An 18,104-nucleotide genomic window follows, 5' to 3' on the forward strand; every position below is an offset into this window, starting at 1 on the left:
CACTGCCGGCAGCATTGCCTGGCGTCACGAAAGGCGCATCGAACCCGTGTCGATGTACCGCTGATGGAACGAGAATGCCTCGCCCAGGATGTGCGGCGTCTGCCCCGCACCCGGTTGAGCGTCGGCGCGAGCGATGTAATCGTGGAGCAGTGGCCGGAACTCCGGGTGAGCACACTTGTCGACGATCAGGCGCGCGCGTCGCCGCGGCGACAGACCGCGCAGATCCGCCAACCCCTGCTCGGTCACCAACACCTGAGTGTCGTGCTCGGTGTGGTCGACGTGCGGAACCATCGGCACGATCGCCGAGATCTCACCGCCGCGGGCCGTCGACGGGCTCAGGAACATGGACACGTAGCCGTTGCGGGCGAAGTCCCCCGAGCCGCCGATTCCGTTCATGATCTTCGTCCCCATGACGTGCGTCGAGTTCACGTTGCCGTAGATGTCGGCCTCGAGCATGCCGTTCATGGCGATGATTCCGAGCCTGCGCACCACCTCCGGGTGGTTGCTGATCTCCTGCGGACGGAGAGTGATGTGGTGGCGGTAGAAGTCGATGTTCGCGGTCAGTTCTTCGATGCCCTCTTCGGTGAGCGCCAAAGCCGTCGAAGACGCATGCGCGACCGTTCCGTCCTTGATCAGCTTCAGCATCCCGTCCTGGATGACCTCGGAGTAGCAGGTCAGGCCGCGATACGGCCCCCGATCGAGCCCTCCGAGCACCGCGTTGGCGACATTGCCGATGCCCGCCTGCAGCGGAAGCAACGTATCGGCCGGCATCCGTCCGGCGCGCACCTCGAAGTCGAAGAATTCCAGGACGTGGCCGGCGATCGCCTCACTGACGGCGTCGGGTGCAGTGAGAGGGCTCGCGCTGTCACGGCAGTTGGTCTCGACAACGGCCACAACCTTCGTGGGATCCACTCGGAACGTGGTCTGGCCGATCCGGTCCTCGACACGAATGATCTCGAGCGGCTTGCGATGCGGCGGCAGCGCGGTGCCGTAATAGACGTCGTGAATACCTTCCATCGCCTCGGGCACCCACGAGTTGACTTCGAGGATGACCCTGTCGGCGACGTCCAGCCAGGTCTTGTTGTTGCCAATCGACGCGGAGGGAATCAGTTCCCCTGATTCGGTGATACCGGCGACCTCGACCACCGCGACGTCTACGTTGCCGTAGTAGCCCTCCCACACCTGCTGAGCCACGTGGGAGAGATGGATGTCCACGTAGTCCATACGACCGTCGTTGATCCGGCGACGTGCGGTGGCCTCGGACTGATACGGCATGCGCAGCGCGATTCCGTCGACCTCCGCGAGCAGCCTTTCGGTCTCGGTGGACACAGAAGCGCCGGTCAGGAGATTGATCGTGAAGTTCGATCCGTTGCCGCGGGTCCGGTGAATGCGCTCGGCCAGGGCCGGAATGACAACCTTTGGTGTACCGGCGCTTGCGAAACCGCTGATCGCGACGGTGTCGCCCGGGTTGATGAACTTCACGGCGTCGGACGCGGACATCACCTTCGACGCAAACGCTGTGGCGCGAATGCGGTTGGAGGTGGCGTTGTGTCCGGTCTCACCGAAGGTTGAACTCACGGCACCAGGATAAACAGGGCACGTCGAAGCGATTTACGGGGATAACCCAGACAGAATCGCTCCGACGTGCTATGCGCTCGGGTCAGCCGACGACGCCGTAGGCGCCCTCGCCGACCAGGCTCGCAATTCGATATTTCTGGATCTTGCCCGACCCTGTCAGTGGGAACGCCTCCGCGCTGAACCACTCCTTGGGCGCCTTGTGGCGCGCCAGTCGCTCGGTGCAGAACTCGACCAGTTCAGCGGCGGTCGGTTGGTCGGACTCGTCCTTCCAGCGGATGACGGCGACAACTCGCTCACCCCACACCTCGTCGGGCACACCCACGACCGCCACGTCGAGAATCTTCGGATGTGTGAAGATCACGGACTCGACCTCACGCGGATAGATGTTCTCACCGCCGCGGATGATCATGTCCTTGAGGCGGCCGGTAACCCGGACGTATCCACGTTCGTCCATCGTCCCCAAATCGCCGGTATGCAACCAACCGTCCTTGTCCACGGTGTCGGCCGAAGCCTCCGGATTACGGAAGTACTCGGTCATGACGAGGTACCCGCGCGCGCAGATCTCGCCTTGTTCGCCGAGCGGCACGCTGTCCCCGGTCACGACGTCGGAGATCTTCACCTCGACCTGCGGCAACGCGAGTCCGACCGTCTCCGACTTGTCTTCGTGGGTGTCGGCCGGGCTGGTCTGTGTGATGACGGGGCTGGCCTCGGTTTGTCCGTAGACGATGCTGAACCCCGCCCCGAAGGCCGACTCCACCGTGCTGACGAGTTCGGGCGGGACCGACGACCCGCCGGATACGACTACCGAACAGGCCGAGAAGTCGCGGCTCGCGAAGCTGGCGTCGTTGATCATCGCGATCAGCATCGTCGGCACTCCACTGACCACGTCAGCGTGAAAGCGTTCCGCCGCATCGAGAACCGCAGTCGGATCGAAGTACTGGATCAGGCCGATGGACATTCTTCGCTGCGCGGCGCCGAGAACCAGGATGCCGCACCCGGCGGTGTGGAACAGCGGCATGGCCGACACAACCGAACCCCGCTCAGGGAATTGGCCTCTCCGACTCACAAAATCGGCATTGTTGACCAATCCGCGGTGATGCAACAGAGCACCCTTGGGCACACCGGTGGTTCCCGACGTGTACTGAATCTGCGCATTGTCATCGGGAGAGACTTCCGGCAGAGCGCCTCGCTCGCCCGTCCAACCTCGAACCTGACGATCCCAGTCTTCGAAGTTGACTGCCAGAACCTCCTCTCCCGCAATCGAAATCGCCTCGGACGCCACCGCTGCCATGTCACCGCCGCGGAACTTTCCGGTGTGGAAGAGCCCGCGGGACTGGGACTGCGACAGGACGTACGCGAGTTCCTCCGCACCCAACGCCGGATTGGCAGTCACCAGAACCATTCCGGCGAGCGCGGCGCCGTATTGCAGGATCATCCACTCCGGAACGTTCGGAGCCCAGACGGTGATCCTGTCTCCGCGATCGAACTGGGACAAGAGGTAGTGCGCACACCCCTCCGCTTCGTCCAGCAGTTGCGCGAAGGTCCACGTGCGATCGGTTTCGGCGGCCCCGGACAACGAATGCGATTGCGCCGGAACTACTTCTCTGATTGCAACCAGATTCGGCGAGTCCGCGGCGCACTCTCGCAGCAGCCCGCCCACCGATTGTTCCGCAATCGGGTCCGACACGTCAGCGGGGAAGTACGACGTTTCGAGAACACTGCTCATCTCACATCCACTTTCTATCGAGGAGGGGTGTCGGACGCGGGGAGCGGCCCGCCTCCGTCTGGAATCTTGCGTCCGGAATCGCGGTACTGAACCGCGGCATGGAATCCGTCGCGCTCGGCGAAATCCTTGAACCAGCGCCCCTCCGGGGAGTGACGCGTAATTCCGTCGAACAGGGTTGCCAGTACCTGGGTGCCTTGCAATCCCATGTTGTCGTACGCCTGGTTGATCATCATCTTCTGCATGGCCAACTGATTGAGCGGAACACCGGCGATGCGATCCGCCAACGCTTCCACCGCCGAGTCCAATTCGTCGGCCGGCACCGCTTCGAGCGCCAATCCCCAGTCAGCCGCAGTGACACCGTCAATGGTGTCTCCCGTCAACAGCATTCGCTTGGCACGCTGGGCGCCGAGCCGGTACACCCACATCGCCGTCGTCGGGCAACCCCACACACGCGCAGGCGGGTATCCGATGTGAGCGTCGTCGGCCATGATCAGCATGTCGCAGGACAGCGCGATGTCACTTCCACCGGCAATCGCATATCCCTGAACCTTGCAGATCGTCGGCTTGAGCGATCGCCAGAGCGTGAAGAAGTCGTCGGTGTTCTGCTTCATCCCGCGAAAGTCCTTGATGGGGTCCCAGACCGGGCCCTGGTTCCACTTTCCGTCAAGGTCGCCTTCGGCAAACTTCTTGAGATCGTACCCGGCACAAAACGCCTTGCCCGCACCTTGCAAGACGATCACACGGACCTCGTCGTCGTCATTGGCTGCTGCCACCGCGTTTCGAATGTCCGACGGCATCCGGTCGTCGATCGCGTTGAGCCGATCGGGGCGGTTGAGCGTGATATACGCTTTACCACCGGACGTCTCGTACTTCAGGGTCGCAAAATCCGTCATCATCGGTCCTGTCGACAGAGCGCGCCTCGCTCGGAACGAGTTGCGCTAGTTCTGGGTGAGGAGCAGGCGAACGACGCCTGCCCATTGACTGATCGAACGACGCGCAGACGCGTCGCTCTTCTGCACTGCCCGGGACAGCGCCAAACCACGGAGCATCAGCACCGTCAGATCTGCAATCTGCGAATAGTTCTCGGAAGCAACAATTTCGGGACCGAAAGCGTCGTGGACAACTCGCCGCAGATCCCGTCCGGCGATTCGCTCCGATTCCCGGAGCACCTCGGCCAACACCGGATCCGTCCGCGCTGCGGACCACAGTTCGAGTTCCGCTTGAAATGGCGGCTGAGTCAACGCCGAATACAGAGCGGAGATCGAGTTCTCGATCGTGTCTACCGACGAATCCTGCCGAGACATGGCAGCTCTTACCGCCACCTCGTTCCGTACGACGATGTTCGACACCAACGCCGCAGTGAGCTCCTGCATGTTCGGAAAGTGGTGCAGCAGAGCGCCCCGACTGACTCCGGCAGCGGTTTGCACCGACTGCGTCGTCAGAGATGAATAACCGTCCGCTATCAGTAAATCCGTTGCCGCATCGAGAATCCGGTGGCGCGTCGCTTCGCGCTGCGCATCGCGCAGGGTCACGGTCTCACCTCCAACTTCTCGAGTGGCATGGCTCACAGTTTCACAGTCCATTCAGACTGTCAATGGCCGAAAGCCTCCGGCGTACTCTCGATGCACCGGCCCTTCGGACTGATCGGAGCAACACGTGACGACCTCACCGCCGACCGTCTCGCTGACGCTCGACCAACTTGCTTCACGCGCTGCTTCCCTGATCACCGACGACGGTCGGAGAATCCTCGGCATCACGGGCGCACCGGGAGCCGGAAAATCGACGGCGTCACAGGCAATTGTGCGGAAATTGGGTTCTCGTTGCTCCATCGTCGAGATGGACGGCTTTCATCTTGCCAATCGGGAACTCGACCGACTCGGCAGGCATGAACGCAAAGGTGCACCGGACACCTTCGACGTCGGCGGCTACGCGGCTCTACTACGCCGACTCCGAGCCTCGAACTCGACGGTCTATGCTCCGGTCTTCGATCGCGAGTTCGACGAATCGATAGGCAGCACAACGGCCGTCGACCCATGTACACCGCTGATAGTCACCGAGGGGAACTATCTCCTCCTACCCAGTGGTGGATGGCAGGAAGTGCGAGCAGCACTCGACGAGGTCTGGTATCTCGACGTTCCGGAGGAAACTCGGACGAAGCGCTTGGTGAAACGCCACAGCCGCTTCGGAAAGAGTTCCGAAGCGGCTGCCGAGTGGGTGAAACGGGTAGATCAGCCGAACGCCGAGTTGATCAGCGCAGTCAGGTCACGCGCGGATCTGATCGTCAGAATCGAACGGTCCGAGACTCAGTGATGTCAGCTGAAAACCTAAGAACTGCCGCCGGTTCCGAGAAAAGTTGCCAGCCCGGCAACTCCGGCGATTCCGCCGAATATCGCCGAATATCGCCGCCAATGCACCGGCGACGGTGATAACGCTGTCGAGCGCTTTGAGATCGGTGTCGGATGAACCCATGGCAGTCTCCTGGAGTCAGAATTGAAAGTGGGGTTGAATGTGCGCCGAAGTGCGCAATGTTGCACACGTCACTTTACCGGCATTCGCGACGCAGATCAACGAAAACTGTCTCCACATACGTTGCACTGCAACATATTTAAACAGTAGCTTGCAGGTCCACCGAGACACGACGACGGCCACCGGCCCGCAGCGCGGGCAGATGGCCGTCGTTGTATATTGCCGAGGAGTCAGACGCTCGTCACATGCATGACGTGCTTGGCCCTCGTGTACTCCGCCAGTGCGAGCTCCGACAGATCCTTGCCGTAACCCGACCCGGCGAAGCCACCGTGAGGCATCTCAGCGGCGAGCATTCCGTGGGCTCCCACCCAGACGCAGCCGAAGTCCAGTTCGGCCGTCATCCTCATCGCGGTGCCGTGGTCGGACGTCCACACGCTCGACGCGAGAGCGTACTTGGTCCCGTTCGCAAGTTCGATCGCTTCAGCCTCGGTGGAGAACGACTGTACGGTGACAACCGGCCCGAATATCTCTTCCTGGACCAACTCGTCTTCCTGCTGCACCCCGGAAATAACAGTCGGCAGATAGAAAAACCCAGGTCCAGCTGGCTTTCCCCCGCCAATACATACGTTCGTATTTGCTGAGCGTCTCTCTACCAACTCCGCCACTCGATCACGGTGAGCGCGGCTGACCAGGGGGCCGAGACAATCGCCCGATTCCGGTCCTCCCAACCTCAAGTCCGCGGCCGCAGCCGTCAACTTCTCGGTGAACTCCTCCGCAACCTCCTCTTGAACGAGAATTCTCGTCGCAGCGGTGCAATCTTGACCGCTGTTGTAAAAGGCTCCGGCAACAATCCCCGTGACTGCGCCGTCGAGGTCCGCGTCGGCGAAAACAACGGCGGGTGCCTTGCCTCCGAGTTCGAGATGCAACAGCTTGACGTCTTCCGACGCGGCCTTTGCGACCGAAATACCCGCTCTCGTCGATCCCGTCAGCGCAATCATCCGAGGAACCGGATGAGCGACGAGCGCGGCTCCGGTATCGCGATCGCCGCACACTACGTTCAACACCCCGGGCGGATAGATCTGCGCTGCAAGCACTCCCAGCATCACCGCGGTTTCCGGCGTCTCCTCGGCCGGCTTGAGCACGAGGGTGTTTCCCGTCGCGAGTGCCGGCGCGATCTTCCAGACCGCCATCATCAACGGGTAGTTCCAAGGAGCGATCGCACCGATCACGCCAATGGGTTCACGTCTGACATAAGACGTAGCACCCTCCGTGTACTCCATTGCGGCAACGCCCGGCAGAGAGCGGGCAATACCCGCGAAGTACCGCAGAAAGTCAACACACTGCGGGATCTCGTCGTCTCGCACCTGCCTGAGAGGCTTTCCAGTACTGCGGCATTCGACCTCGAGGAAATATTTCGCGTTTGCTTCCAGCGCGTCCGCAAGGGCCAGCAGCAACTCCTGACGGCGCGCAGGGGTGGACCGGCGCCAGGACCGCGCAGCCTTCTCGGACGAACGGCAGGCTCGATCGACGTCATCGGCGGAACCGACGGCAGCACGGGCATATGGATTGTCGGTCACCGGATCGACCAGCACGGAAAGTCTACCTGCCGGGCTCTCGCACGTTCCGTTGATCACGTGACCAAACGCTGCGACAGTCATCGAAGTTTCCACCGTCATGAGCGCGATCCGGGGAGCGCGACGAAGAACTTCTTCGACGGCTCAACCGTCTCCCAGGTACCGCGAAACGACTGCGGCACGAAAAATGCTTCCCCAGAAGAGAATTCGCGACGGTTTCCATCGAGGTCGATCAGCGCCACCCGGCCGCTGATCATGATGCAGACCTCGTCGTACGGATACGGGTCGCACAAGAGCGTGCCGGGCTCGCCCTCCCAACCACCGCCGAAGTATTCCCCGTTCGGATCTCCGAATGACCTCCATTCGGATTCCGACCAGTTCGGGCTCGCGTCGTCACCCCACTCCGGGATGAACCGCGTCCCCTGCCCTGGCCCGAACGTTCGAATGTCGTTGACACTCATGTCATTTTTCCTTCGTGTTGGAGCTGGAAATTCGTGCAGCAAACAGATTCAGTACGTTTGCAGTTATTCGTTCGGTGAACGGATCGTGATGGATCAGCCCGTTCACCCATTCGGTGGAACCTGCGTTGAACACGGAGCCGAGACCTCGCTTGTGACAGGCGACCATTCCCGATCCGTATTCGAGATCACGAAGGTGATCTGGAGGCTCACTGCCGTAGAAGCATTCGATGATTCCCTGCACTTCGGCGAAAGGCGCACCGATCGGAACTTTCCCGTTCCATTTGTCCCGCGAACCCGAAACTGCCGGCGCCATCGCGATGATCTCCAGATCCTCGGGAGCGCCGTCGACGCCGGTCGCATACGGCTGGCCCTTCCGGAACGTGAAATCCACGCCGTCCATCTCGAATCCGGCAACACAGATCGGGGCGATCCCGAAGTTGTCTCCGTAGTACAGGTCGGTTCCGTTCAACGCCCAATGATCCGGCCGGTATACCGTGAAACCACCCGAAGACCTGGGAGTTGTTGCACCGTAACGATTGTAGACACCGGCCATGCCGGTCAATCCCATCGTCCACGCTCCCGGTCGGGCAACCTCGGGCGAATCCCACGCCGTCGTCACCCGGGTCGGGTCGACTTCTCGCATCGGATCGTCGAACGGATTCTTGTAACAGACTTGTGCGTCGTTTTCGAGGCGTACCTGCCACAGGAAGTTCCCACCGAATCGCGCCAGACCACCACCCTCTTCGACGAAATCGTCTATGCAGTCACGCATCTCCCAGGACCAGTACTCGTCGTGACCGACGACAACTGCGCATGAATATCCCTGCAGCGCCGACGGATCGTTATGCAGATCGTGTTGGGTCACATGGTGGACGCGGAACCCCTGCTCTTCCGCCCAGACCGTGAACGGCCGCTCGTAAGTGGCCCAGAAGGCGTCCGCATGGTGACGCGAGTAGCCGTTCACCCACGCCCATTCGTACGGCGGGTGACGGGGTATCCATCCGATTCCCGGTGTGTCGGTGTGGATGTTGCGTGCTGCGCCCTCGGGTTTGCGCAACATCCCCCGCGCGACAGGACGCTGCGTCGAGGAAATCGGTGTCGGCACATCGCCGGAGCCGTCCGGAACACCTCGGTAGTGGTTTGCCCCACCCCAGTCGTTGTAAGCCAACATCGTGCTGGTGGTGTGAATGAGTACGAAGTCGGCATGCTCGGGTTCGCGCGCCTTGACGACGAAGAAGCCCTCCCGCTCAATAGTCACCCCTTCGTGGAGCATCCGGACCAAAACCAAGTACATGCCGGACGTCCACTTCGGATCTATCTCGACAGCAAGGGATTCCGACCAGTCGCAGCCCACTGCGTACGCATCGGCAGGCGTCTGCTGCTGCTTGCCCGACAGACCGAAGTATTGCGCGACCTGTTGCGGCCGGGCGCCGTCTCGAACAATTTCGAGGTCGTATTCTTCTGCGGTGGTATGCACTCGGATCGAGACGGTGTCACCACCGAAGTACGAGAACCTGTCCGCATAGACCCATATCTCTGGAGCGCCCGGAACAATTCCGGGACGTTCGACCAACCCTCCGGGGACCGACCATGCGTATTCGCTCATACCGACAGCACCTCGATCGAGTGGTTACGAACCCACAGGCTCCGAACGACCCCCACTGCGAAAGCAGCGACCAGTGGCACCACGAACAACAGATTCCGAGCTGTGGTCAACCCAGTCACGGTGCCCATGTTCACTTGCAGGAATCCGAGAGCCACGACGAGCGCAACGGCAGCGAGCGAGGGCGCGATCAGCCTCTGCCACAAGCCTTCTCCCCTAGCTCCCGTCGAGAAGAATCGGACCACGGCAATCGAGGTCAGGATCTGCAGAGCAAGTACGGCGATGATGGTGGGGGTATTCGTCCACAGAACAACCTCCGTGTACGGATCTGCCGGGGTCAGCGCAAATCCTGCGATCGCGACGAACACCAGAACGCCCTGAACAATTCCGGCGACGCTGGGCGTACCAGTCGTCGGTGACACCTTCGCCAGAACCACGGGCAAGATTCGCGCACGGCCCATGGCCAGTAGATAGCGACTACACGCATTGTGGAGTGCCAGGCACCCCGCGAAAAAGCTTGTCACGATGAGCAGGTGCATGACGTCGGTCATCGTCTCTCCGGCGAATTCACTGTTGAGGTCGAAGATCAGCTCCGAGGGATCACCGCCGAGGAAGTCGACCATCCGACTCGGTCCAACAGCCTGCACGATCACCCAGGCGCAGAAGGAATAGACAACCGCCAGGACGATCACCGCCGTGTACGTCGCGCGGGAGACCGTGCGCTTGGAATCGACGACCTCCTCGCTGTAGATCGCTGTTTGCTCGAAACCGACAAACGACGTGAAGGTCAGAACAAAGACGCTGGCCAAGCCGGCGGTCAGGAAGGTGGAGGGCGAGAAACTGGTCAGCGAGAGCCCTTCGTGTCCGCCTTCGACAAGGACCGCAATGCAGAAGACGGCAAGCACGCCGAGCTCGAGTGCCATAAGCACTGCAAGCACCTTGGCGCCGATGTCCACCCGGTTGTATCCCACGACAGCGACCAGAACAGCAATTGTCAGTGCACATGCGTAGACGGGCACGGATATGCCGAACAGACTGTCCAAGGTGGACGAGGTGAAGATGCCGCATGCGACGACGAACCCGATCTGGCCGCCGAGGTACCCGACGTAGGCCACTACGGAGGACCCCGCGCCGACTGTCTTTCCGAGCCCTTCGGTGATGTAGGCGTAGAACGCACCCGCACCACGGATATGCCTGCTCATCGCCGTGAAGCCGACGGCGAACAGTAGGTAGACGATCCCGGGAACGACGTACCCCACCGGAAGCGCAGCGCCGGAAACCATCAGACCCAGTGGCGCGAATCCCACAAGGATCGTCAGCGGCGCCGCTGCGGCGATGACGAAGAAGACCAGATGTCTGCTGTCGATCGTCCCCCTACGAAGCCCCGGAGTGACTCCGGGCGGATGCGGGTCGGGAGCTGTGCCCACCCTTCGCGGGTCGGTGTTGTCGGTCATGGAGTGACTCCGTGCGTTATCGCAATTATGCGCTTGGACTGGAACGAGTGCGCCATGTGTGTCCAGGAAAATCATTCGGCCTTCGACTGGCGTTCCATGAGCGTGCCCAATCGTTTCAGCAGTGTCAATAGCTGCGATGAAACGATTCGGCATTCGCCTTCTTCGGGCAACGGTCCACCAACTGCAGCAGCGCCGTTTGTTCGGGCGTTACTCTTGGGTAGAAACCGACCAGCGAGTAGAGGAACGACCCCGATGTCCACGCCGAACACTCCTACGCTTCGCGATGTCGCGAGCGCCGCCGGCGTCGCGGTGTCCACGGTCTCCTATGCACTCAACGGCAAGGGCCGGGTCGACGCGGCCACTCGCGCTCGGGTTCAAGAGGTTGCCGACCGCCTTGGATACCGTGCCAATCGGTCGGCCCAGAATCTCAGGTCGGGTCGGACTGCTACCCTCGGGCTGATGCTCCCCGCTCCCGACCAACTGTCATCGGCCGAGTACCTCAATTTCGACTGGTACGGGCGTGTGGCGACCGCCGCGACCCAGGCTGCATTCCACGCCGATCACTCACTCCTACTACTGCCGTCGATGAAAGATCCGAACGGACTGCGGCGCATCGAGATGGACGGCGTACTGGTCGTCGACCCGATGGTCGTCGACCCACGCGTCGAGGTTCTGCAGAAGATCGGAATCCCCTCTGTCGCAGTGGGTCCTGGACACTCCGGGCAGTTCGGATACTCCACCTCGCCGGACCTCGTCTCCACCACGGAAACTCTTCTGAACCACCTCGCCGAACGTGGCGCAAGGGACATTCTCGTCCTCACTCCCGGAATGCATTCGGAGTGGACCCGCGCAACGACTTTCGCTTACTTCGAGTGGTGCCGCGCCCGGGGAGTGGCACCACGCACCAGCGAGGATTTGACGTCGTTTCCGGGCGCCAGCACCGTCGAAGGCCTCATCGGCGCCGCGTATGCGGCCACCCGCGAGGCCCTCGACTCCTCGACTCCGCCTGACGCGATCCTGTCGTTGATTCTCGGTTGCGCCCCGGCAGCGGCGCGAGCGGCCCTCGATCTCGGGCTGTCGATTCCCGGTGACGTCTTGATTGCACAGGACAGTGACGAACCCGCCCTGCTGGTTTCCCAGCCCCCGATCACCGCATTCGACTTCTTCCCCCAAGAACAGGCGGCAGCTGCCGTGCATGCGCTGTTGGCTCTGGTCAACGGTGACGAACCCGCAGTTCAGAGCTATACGCGTAGCGAACTCCGCGTGCGCGCGAGCACGGCCCATTCGCTCACACCATAAATTCACCTGGCACCGATAGACTGATTTACGAATTATCGTCCGTCGCCTGCCGAGAGGAATCAGGTCATCGCGCACCGCTCCCGCGACCGCTTGGCCGGGTATCTCGCCGTAGTGCTCGTCTGTACACTCGCCCTCCTCGCATCTGTCAGCAGTGCGACCGGCCTCGACCGCGACGTCGCTCCGGTCCGCATCGCCTACGCCGCCGCCGCAGACACTTTCGGCGATCTGTATCTTCCAGAAGGATCGGACGGTGACCTGCCGGTCGTCGTACTCGTCCACGGCGGTGGATGGGCCCAGAAGAGCAATCTCGAGTACGCGGGCGCGTGGGCAAAAACCCTGACCCCGTACGGAATTGCGGTCTGGAACATCGAATACAGACGCGTCGGCGGTCAGGGTGGGTGGCCGACCACGCTCTCCGATACCGTTACGGCCACCAACGCCCTGGCCGGCATCGTTCAGGAAAAGGCCTCCGGGCGACTGGATTTGAGCCGTGTACACATCGCCGGCTACTCCGCGGGTGGACAACTTGCCGCCTGGGTCGCATCGCGATCCCAACAGGGTGCAGACGCCCCGGAACCAAACCTCTCGGTGCCGGTTCGCTCGACGACGATCATGGCCGGCGTCTTCGACATGACGCTCGCCGCAACCGCGGGCAAAGATCGATTTGTTCGAAATCTTCTGGGCGGCATGCCTACCGATCATCCCGATCGCTACCGCATCGCATCACCGATCGAGCACCTCCCCACCGGCCTCCCCGTCACGGTGATCCACGGACTCGGAGACAAGGTCGTGTCGGTCGAACAGAGTCGGCGCTATGCCCGTGCCGCCCGAGCAGCAGGCGACGTGGTCGATCTGATCGAACTACCCGGCGTCGGCCACGGCGACTTCGGCAACCCGACGACCGACGCCTGGGCTATCACCAAGCAAGCAATAATCGACCACGTAAACACTCCCTGAGCAGGTGAAACCGCCTACTGTGAGCACGATCGCCCGCAAAAGGATTAGCTGAAACCAACTCCATGACGTACGGTGGGGTTATCAGAGGGCAGCCGTCAGTCAGGCAGCCGGTCGCTTCGCCCGGGACAACAGTTCCAGTATTCGTTCCAGGGGCAGACTTCCAGTTCGGTGCAAACCCGCGCCTTTGATCACTACGCACTTTCATCAGTCCCGCAGATTGTTGACCAGGCCGAAGACTCCGACGGAGTCCGCCGCCAATCGCGTACCGACTGCACCAGTATCAACATGCGCTACACACCGCACGGGCCCAAAACCCATGCGGTTCAAAGGAATACCTTGATCAACACCATGATTCACCCCAACGACACGAACAACCAGGCGAACGGCAACTCGACAAACGGTCTACGGATCCCGACTACTTCGGGCCGGATCCGCGAGCGCGCCATCGAAATCGTCTGCACCCTCTACCGTTGCAGCACCGACGAAGCCGCCGAGCTGTTAGTCCGACATTCTCAGACCAACAACCTCAAGGTCACCAGCCTGATCAAAGCGCTTGTCGCCCTGATCGACGAGGACACGTCCGGCACCGGCTATGGAAGCAACAACGCGCTGGCGTCTCACTTCTGGCTGCGTGAGATCAGAAATCTCAGCCAGGCGCACCGCCGCAGCGATCATTTTCATCGCCATCTCGTCGGCGCGTAACAGGCACTGAACGACAACTGACCTGAAACGACAACTGGGGCAGTACACGGAAATCGTGTACTGCCCCAGCTTCGTGTTTTCACTTGTCAGGCAGAAGCGGATTCCTTGTTCAGGCCCTGCGGGTTCTGGTTCTGCGGAACGCCGTCGGTATCGGTCGCTTCGTCCACGTGCTGCGGAGCGAAGAGCAGGCAGACGATGCTCAGGATGCACATGCCGATCAGCAGTGCGATGACCGGCCAGATGCTGCCGGTTGCCTTGTACATCAGCGTCGACACCAGCGGGGACAGTCCGCCGAAGATCGCGCCTGCGCCCTGGTACGCCAACGAGATGCTCGTGTAACGAGCCTGGGGCTTGAACATCTGCGACAGTACGGCGGCGATCGGACCGTACGTGGCTGCCAGCACCAGTCGCATGACAGCGAAGGTCAGGAAGATCAGGAACACGGATCCGGACTTCAGCACCAGGAACTGCGGCGCTGCGAGTATGGCGACCGCAGCAAGACCCCAGATGACGACGCGGACGCGTCCCACCTTGTCGCCGAGCCACGCCACTCCGAGAGTCGCGATCAACTCGACCACGGCAGCAACACTGAGCGCGTTGAGAATCAACGTCTCGGACAAACCGACATCGGGATCGGTTGCGTACGCCGTGATGAACGTCGTCACGAGGTAGTAGCCGCCGACTGCGACGGGCAGAATGCCGATGCCCAGGACGATCGGGCGCCAGTTGGTCACCAGCGCGTACTTGAGCGGCAGCATTTCCGGTACGTCCGCGGACTTCACCTCAGACTCGAACACCGGAGACTCTTCGACCTTGAGGCGAACGACCAAGCCCACCAGAATCAGCAGCGCAGAGCAGAGGAACGGCAGACGCCAAGCCCACTCGCGCAGAGCGTCGTCGCCGAAGGTGGAGAGAATGCTGAAGAAACCGGTGGCCAGAAGAGCACCCGCAGGATTGCCGAGCTGGGCGAAACCGCCGTAGAAAGTCTTCTTGTCCTCGGGAGCATGCTCGACGGCCATCAGGACCGCGCCGCCCCATTCGCCACCGACGGCGAAGCCCTGGACGAAACGGAGCAGAACCAGCAGCAGCGGCGCCCAGAACCCGATCGACGCGTAAGTGGGCAACATGCCGATGAGGAAGGTGCCTGCACCCATCAGAGTCAGCGTGACGACGAGTGCGGTGCGCCTGCCCATCTTGTCACCGACATGGCCGAACACGATTCCGCCGAGCGGGCGAGCGAAGAAACCGACGGCATATGTCGCGAACGCCGCCGCAACGCCGGTCAGGCGGTCGGTTCCGGGTGGGAAGAAGATGTCACCGAACACCAGGGCTGCTGCCGTGGCATACACGTAGAAGTCGTACCACTCGATAGTTGTACCGACGAAGGCTGCAAATCCCGCCTTGCGGGCCTTCACGATCTGTTGCTCTCGGTTCATTACTTTTCCTCGGTGGTCGAAGTGCTCGACAATAGGTGGTTATGACCTGAATGTGCGAGTTCGCCGTCGATCCAGGTCTCTCGGACCTCGATCTGCGCAATCGCGTCGGCCGGAACCTCGAGGGGATCCGCGCCCAGAATGACGAAGTCGGCCCGCTTGCCGACCGAGATGCTGCCCAGCTCTGCTTCGCGGCCCAGCGCACGCGCACCGTTGAGGGTGTGAGCCTGCAATGCCTGGTCGGCGGTGATGCGGAGTGTATCGGAGCCGAGCTGATGGCCCTGACGCGTCACACGAGTAACGGCTGCCTGAATTGCTTCGAGCGGCTTCGGCTCTGCGACGGGGGCGTCGGAGCTGATGGTCACGGGAACTTCGGCAGCGATGAACTCGCCGAGCGGGTTGAACCGCTCGCCCGGAGTGCCGATCGCAGCGGTCACGCCCTCGCCCCAGTTGTAGTAGTGCTGTGGCTGGTTCACCGGGTAGACACCGGCCAGGTTCATCCTTGCGATCTGCTCGGCCGTCGGGAGTCCGCAATGCTCGATGCGGTGACGAGCGTCGGCGTCGGGGTGAGCCTTCTGCGCTGCTTCGATGGCGTCGAGCACCATGTCGATGGCGGTCGGTGACTGAGCGTGCGTGGCGGTCTGCAGACCCACCGAATGTGCCTTGGCAATCAGCTCCGAGTAGTCCGCCGGCTCGTGGTAGAGCTGCCCGGTGCGGCACGGGTCGCCCACGTAGCCGTCGGGGAAGTATGCGGTCCAGCCTCCGAGTGTGCCGTCGGCGTAGAACTTGATGCCGCCGAACGCGAGCCGCGAATTGCCGAAGGCTCCGTGCATTCCCGTGTCGATGACGTGATCGAGGAGGTGGCTGAGCATGTACATGCTGACGCGGGTCTTGAGCTGATCCTGCTCGGCCAGACGCAGGTACATGTCGAATTCACGCCGGGTCACCTGGCAGTCACCGATGGTGGTGACGCCACCGGCCAGGAACTTGTCCTGAGCGACCGACAGCTGGCGAAGGTGCTCTTCCGGCTCGTCCTCGAGATGGAAGTTGGGGCCGTGATGGCCGACCTTCACTCCGTTGACGCCGGTGAGAATGTTGCACGCGGCGTCGGAGAGCTCACCGGTTAGTTCGCCGTCTTCATCTCGGAAGAACTCGCCACCGGCCGGATTCTCGGTGCTCGCGTCGATACCGTGCTTGTCGAAAGTGAAGGAGTTGACGACGCCGCCGTGACCGCTCGCGTTCATGAGGTAGACCTCGCGATCGGTGGCCACCTGATCGAGCTCTTCCTTGAGCGGGTGACGCCCTTCGATCAGGTTGCGGTGCTCGTAGCCGTATCCGCGAATCGGGACGCCCGCAGGTGCTGTGAGCGCCGCTTCCTGAAGTAGCGCAATGATTCCGGGGATGGAATGTGCCTTCTCCGGCCCACAGTCCACCCAGCTGAGCATCTGCCCGTACATCAACGGGTGTGCATGTGGATCGACGAAGCCGGGGACGACGGTGGCGCCGTCGAGTTCGACCACCGCGGTTGTGCGAGTGCTCAGCCGACGCGCCTCGGTGCGGCATTCCTCGAGCGTTCCCACCGCTGCAAAGCGGTTTCCGAACACCAGGAACGCTTCGGCTCCCACCGTGCTGTCGTCAACGGTGTGAATCTTGGCGCCGGTGAAGATCGTGGCGGTGGCGTCGAGAGGCGAGGCTTCGTGCGTGTGCAACTTGCGCATGGTGGTCCTTCGTCGAGATGGTGGTGCAGGTCACTGCGTGTTGAGCGAAAACTACGCCCTGACCTGGAGCTATGCAATGCATCAAAGTTTCCGACCAGGCGGTATACAACTTTTTTGTATGAGTTTTCGAGCATTTCTGCACTTATCCACATCATCCATGGCCACATGCGACTGTTCTAATAGGAAGCTCATACAGAAAAATCTCTGGAAAAGTTGGGGCAACCATGACGCTCGATCTCGATTCCAAGCTCATTGCCGCACTTCAGCGCAACGGGCGAGCGACGTACCGCGAACTGTCCGTGGCGGTCGACGCCCCACGAGCGGCGGTGTCCACCAGAGTGCAGGCGCTACTCGACTCGGGAACGGTGTCCGTAGTCGCCGTCGCACACCCCGAACTTCTCGGATTGAAGGCGCTTGCACACGTCTCGATCGCAGTGTCCGGACCGATGACCCCGGTGCTGGACGCGTTGATCGCATCCGAGGCCGCCGTCTACATCTCGGCAGTCAGCGGGCAGTACAACGTGATTGCGGAACTTCGGGTACCCAGTCACGACGATCTGTACCGTGCCATCGCCGAACTCCGCTCACAACGTGGCGTTCGATCCGTGAGCACGCTGGTCTACGTCGACGTCATCAAGGGAATCTTCATGCCCGAGACCGCTTTACAAGCCGATATCCGACTCGACTCGACAGATGTCGCGTTGATCGAACTGCTCGAGCGCAACGGGCGAATGCCCTTTCTCGAGCTGGCCGAACACACCGGACTGTCGCCGAGCGCCGTGCGCAACCGGGTCAATCATCTGATCGCGAGCACGGCACTGCGCGTCGGCGCTGTCGTCAAGCGGCGAGGTGGTGGCCGAACGCTGGCGATGGGCATCGGCGTCAATCTGGGCTCACGGGACGACAACGCGGTATCGGAGATCGAGTCGCTGCCCGGAATCGAATTCCTCGCCCGGACCCTCGGACGATACGACGTGATCGCGACGGTTGCCGCCAACTCCTCGAGCGACCTGCATGCGCTGTCCGAACGAATCCGCGGGATCGACGGTGTCAGCGGCTTGGAATCTTGGGCACATCTCGAGGTATTCAAGGAGCACTACGCCCGCAGCCTGGACGTACGCGGGTAATTTCCG

General features: G+C 61.7%; 15 protein-coding genes. 5 read left to right on the top strand and 10 right to left on the bottom strand.

The genetic code is table 11. The features are described 5' to 3' along the window. Positions 1 to 24 precede the first annotated feature (24 nt). The 4 genes from RWT78_RS05860 to RWT78_RS05875 form a co-directional block, all read right to left on the bottom strand. On the bottom strand, positions 25 to 1,578 hold the full coding sequence (locus RWT78_RS05860; protein WP_007730514.1) for an acetyl-CoA hydrolase/transferase family protein: 1,554 nt from the start codon (positions 1,576 to 1,578) through the stop codon (positions 25 to 27). Positions 1,579 to 1,660: 82 nt separating this feature from the next. Next, positions 1,661 to 3,304, bottom strand: a complete 1,644-nt coding sequence (locus RWT78_RS05865; RefSeq protein ID WP_314674599.1) for an AMP-binding protein — start codon at positions 3,302 to 3,304, stop codon at positions 1,661 to 1,663. Positions 3,305 to 3,318: 14 nt separating this feature from the next. Further along, complete coding sequence (locus RWT78_RS05870; protein ID WP_232508963.1) at positions 3,319 to 4,197, bottom strand: crotonase/enoyl-CoA hydratase family protein; 879 nt, start codon at positions 4,195 to 4,197, stop codon at positions 3,319 to 3,321. A 45-nt stretch (positions 4,198 to 4,242) separates the two neighbouring features. Continuing rightward, complete coding sequence (locus tag RWT78_RS05875; protein ID WP_003943069.1) at positions 4,243 to 4,836, bottom strand: TetR/AcrR family transcriptional regulator; 594 nt, start codon at positions 4,834 to 4,836, stop codon at positions 4,243 to 4,245. Positions 4,837 to 4,960: 124 nt separating this feature from the next. Here RWT78_RS05875 and RWT78_RS05880 point away from each other — a divergent pair, with 124 nt between their 5' ends. Continuing rightward, positions 4,961 to 5,614 (top strand): nucleoside/nucleotide kinase family protein, encoded by a 654-nt coding sequence (locus RWT78_RS05880; RefSeq protein ID WP_314674601.1) that lies wholly within the window; start codon positions 4,961 to 4,963, stop codon positions 5,612 to 5,614. 386 nt (positions 5,615 to 6,000) lie between these two features. Here RWT78_RS05880 and RWT78_RS05885 read toward each other — a convergent pair whose 3' ends face one another. From RWT78_RS05885 to RWT78_RS05900, 4 genes are read right to left on the bottom strand one after another with little or no spacing between them, the layout of a single operon-like run. Beyond that, positions 6,001 to 7,446 carry an aminobutyraldehyde dehydrogenase gene (locus tag RWT78_RS05885; RefSeq protein ID WP_314674603.1) on the bottom strand — a complete coding sequence of 482 codons (1,446 nt, stop codon included), beginning with the start codon at positions 7,444 to 7,446 and terminating at the stop codon, positions 6,001 to 6,003. After that, the gene (locus RWT78_RS05890) at positions 7,443 to 7,805 is read right to left on the bottom strand and encodes a cupin domain-containing protein (protein ID WP_042921486.1); all 363 of its coding nucleotides are present in this window, start codon (positions 7,803 to 7,805) and stop codon (positions 7,443 to 7,445) included. Before RWT78_RS05890 ends, RWT78_RS05885 begins: the two co-directional genes overlap by 4 nt. Before the next feature lies 1 nt (position 7,806). Next, positions 7,807 to 9,411 carry a N,N-dimethylformamidase beta subunit family domain-containing protein gene (locus RWT78_RS05895; protein ID WP_314674606.1) on the bottom strand — a complete coding sequence of 535 codons (1,605 nt, stop codon included), beginning with the start codon at positions 9,409 to 9,411 and terminating at the stop codon, positions 7,807 to 7,809. Then, positions 9,408 to 10,862, bottom strand: a complete 1,455-nt coding sequence (locus tag RWT78_RS05900; RefSeq protein WP_314674608.1) for an APC family permease — start codon at positions 10,860 to 10,862, stop codon at positions 9,408 to 9,410. The genes RWT78_RS05895 and RWT78_RS05900 overlap by 4 nt, the downstream gene beginning before the upstream one ends. Positions 10,863 to 11,114: 252 nt before the next feature. Between RWT78_RS05900 and RWT78_RS05905 the strand changes: the two genes are divergently transcribed. The 3 genes from RWT78_RS05905 (at position 11,115) to RWT78_RS05915 (ending at position 13,820) form a co-directional block, all read left to right on the top strand. After that, complete coding sequence (locus RWT78_RS05905) at positions 11,115 to 12,161, top strand: LacI family DNA-binding transcriptional regulator (protein ID WP_314674610.1); 1,047 nt, start codon at positions 11,115 to 11,117, stop codon at positions 12,159 to 12,161. 90 nt (positions 12,162 to 12,251) lie between these two features. After that, positions 12,252 to 13,118, top strand: coding sequence for an alpha/beta fold hydrolase (locus RWT78_RS05910; protein WP_314674612.1), 867 nt, complete (start codon positions 12,252 to 12,254; stop codon positions 13,116 to 13,118). 168 nt (positions 13,119 to 13,286) lie between these two features. Beyond that, positions 13,287 to 13,820 (top strand): ANTAR domain-containing protein, encoded by a 534-nt coding sequence (locus tag RWT78_RS05915; protein ID WP_232508961.1) that lies wholly within the window; start codon positions 13,287 to 13,289, stop codon positions 13,818 to 13,820. A gap of 86 nt (positions 13,821 to 13,906) precedes the next feature. Here the strand turns inward: RWT78_RS05915 and RWT78_RS05920 are convergent, their stop codons facing one another. Then, positions 13,907 to 15,256, bottom strand: coding sequence for an MFS transporter (locus RWT78_RS05920; protein ID WP_054831673.1), 1,350 nt, complete (start codon positions 15,254 to 15,256; stop codon positions 13,907 to 13,909). Continuing rightward, positions 15,256 to 16,971, bottom strand: coding sequence for an amidohydrolase (locus RWT78_RS05925; RefSeq protein WP_314674616.1), 1,716 nt, complete (start codon positions 16,969 to 16,971; stop codon positions 15,256 to 15,258). Before RWT78_RS05925 ends, RWT78_RS05920 begins: the two co-directional genes overlap by 1 nt. Before the next feature lie 224 nt (positions 16,972 to 17,195). On the opposite strand from RWT78_RS05925, the gene RWT78_RS05930 reads away from it, so the two are divergent. Beyond that, positions 17,196 to 18,098 carry an Lrp/AsnC family transcriptional regulator gene (locus tag RWT78_RS05930; RefSeq protein WP_125052243.1) on the top strand — a complete coding sequence of 301 codons (903 nt, stop codon included), beginning with the start codon at positions 17,196 to 17,198 and terminating at the stop codon, positions 18,096 to 18,098. The last annotated feature ends 6 nt before the right edge of the window (positions 18,099 to 18,104 follow it).

Source organism: uncultured Rhodococcus sp. (assembly GCF_963525155.1).
GTDB classification, from domain to species: Bacteria; Actinomycetota; Actinomycetes; order Mycobacteriales; family Mycobacteriaceae; genus Rhodococcus_F; species Rhodococcus_F qingshengii.

Coding starts and splice junctions, on each gene's coding strand:
- RWT78_RS05865 (WP_314674599.1), bottom strand. CDS start 3,304: ATGAGCAGTGTTCTCGAAACGTCGTACTTCCCCGCTGACGTGTCGGAC.
- RWT78_RS05870 (WP_232508963.1), bottom strand. CDS start 4,197: ATGACGGATTTTGCGACCCTGAAGTACGAGACGTCCGGTGGTAAAGCG.
- RWT78_RS05885 (WP_314674603.1), bottom strand. CDS start 7,446: ATGACGGTGGAAACTTCGATGACTGTCGCAGCGTTTGGTCACGTGATC.
- RWT78_RS05890 (WP_042921486.1), bottom strand. CDS start 7,805: ATGAGTGTCAACGACATTCGAACGTTCGGGCCAGGGCAGGGGACGCGG.
- RWT78_RS05895 (WP_314674606.1), bottom strand. CDS start 9,411: ATGAGCGAATACGCATGGTCGGTCCCCGGAGGGTTGGTCGAACGTCCC.
- RWT78_RS05900 (WP_314674608.1), bottom strand. CDS start 10,862: ATGACCGACAACACCGACCCGCGAAGGGTGGGCACAGCTCCCGACCCG.
- RWT78_RS05905 (WP_314674610.1), top strand. CDS start 11,115: ATGTCCACGCCGAACACTCCTACGCTTCGCGATGTCGCGAGCGCCGCC.
- RWT78_RS05920 (WP_054831673.1), bottom strand. CDS start 15,256: ATGAACCGAGAGCAACAGATCGTGAAGGCCCGCAAGGCGGGATTTGCA.
- RWT78_RS05925 (WP_314674616.1), bottom strand. CDS start 16,971: ATGCGCAAGTTGCACACGCACGAAGCCTCGCCTCTCGACGCCACCGCC.
- RWT78_RS05930 (WP_125052243.1), top strand. CDS start 17,196: ATGACGCTCGATCTCGATTCCAAGCTCATTGCCGCACTTCAGCGCAAC.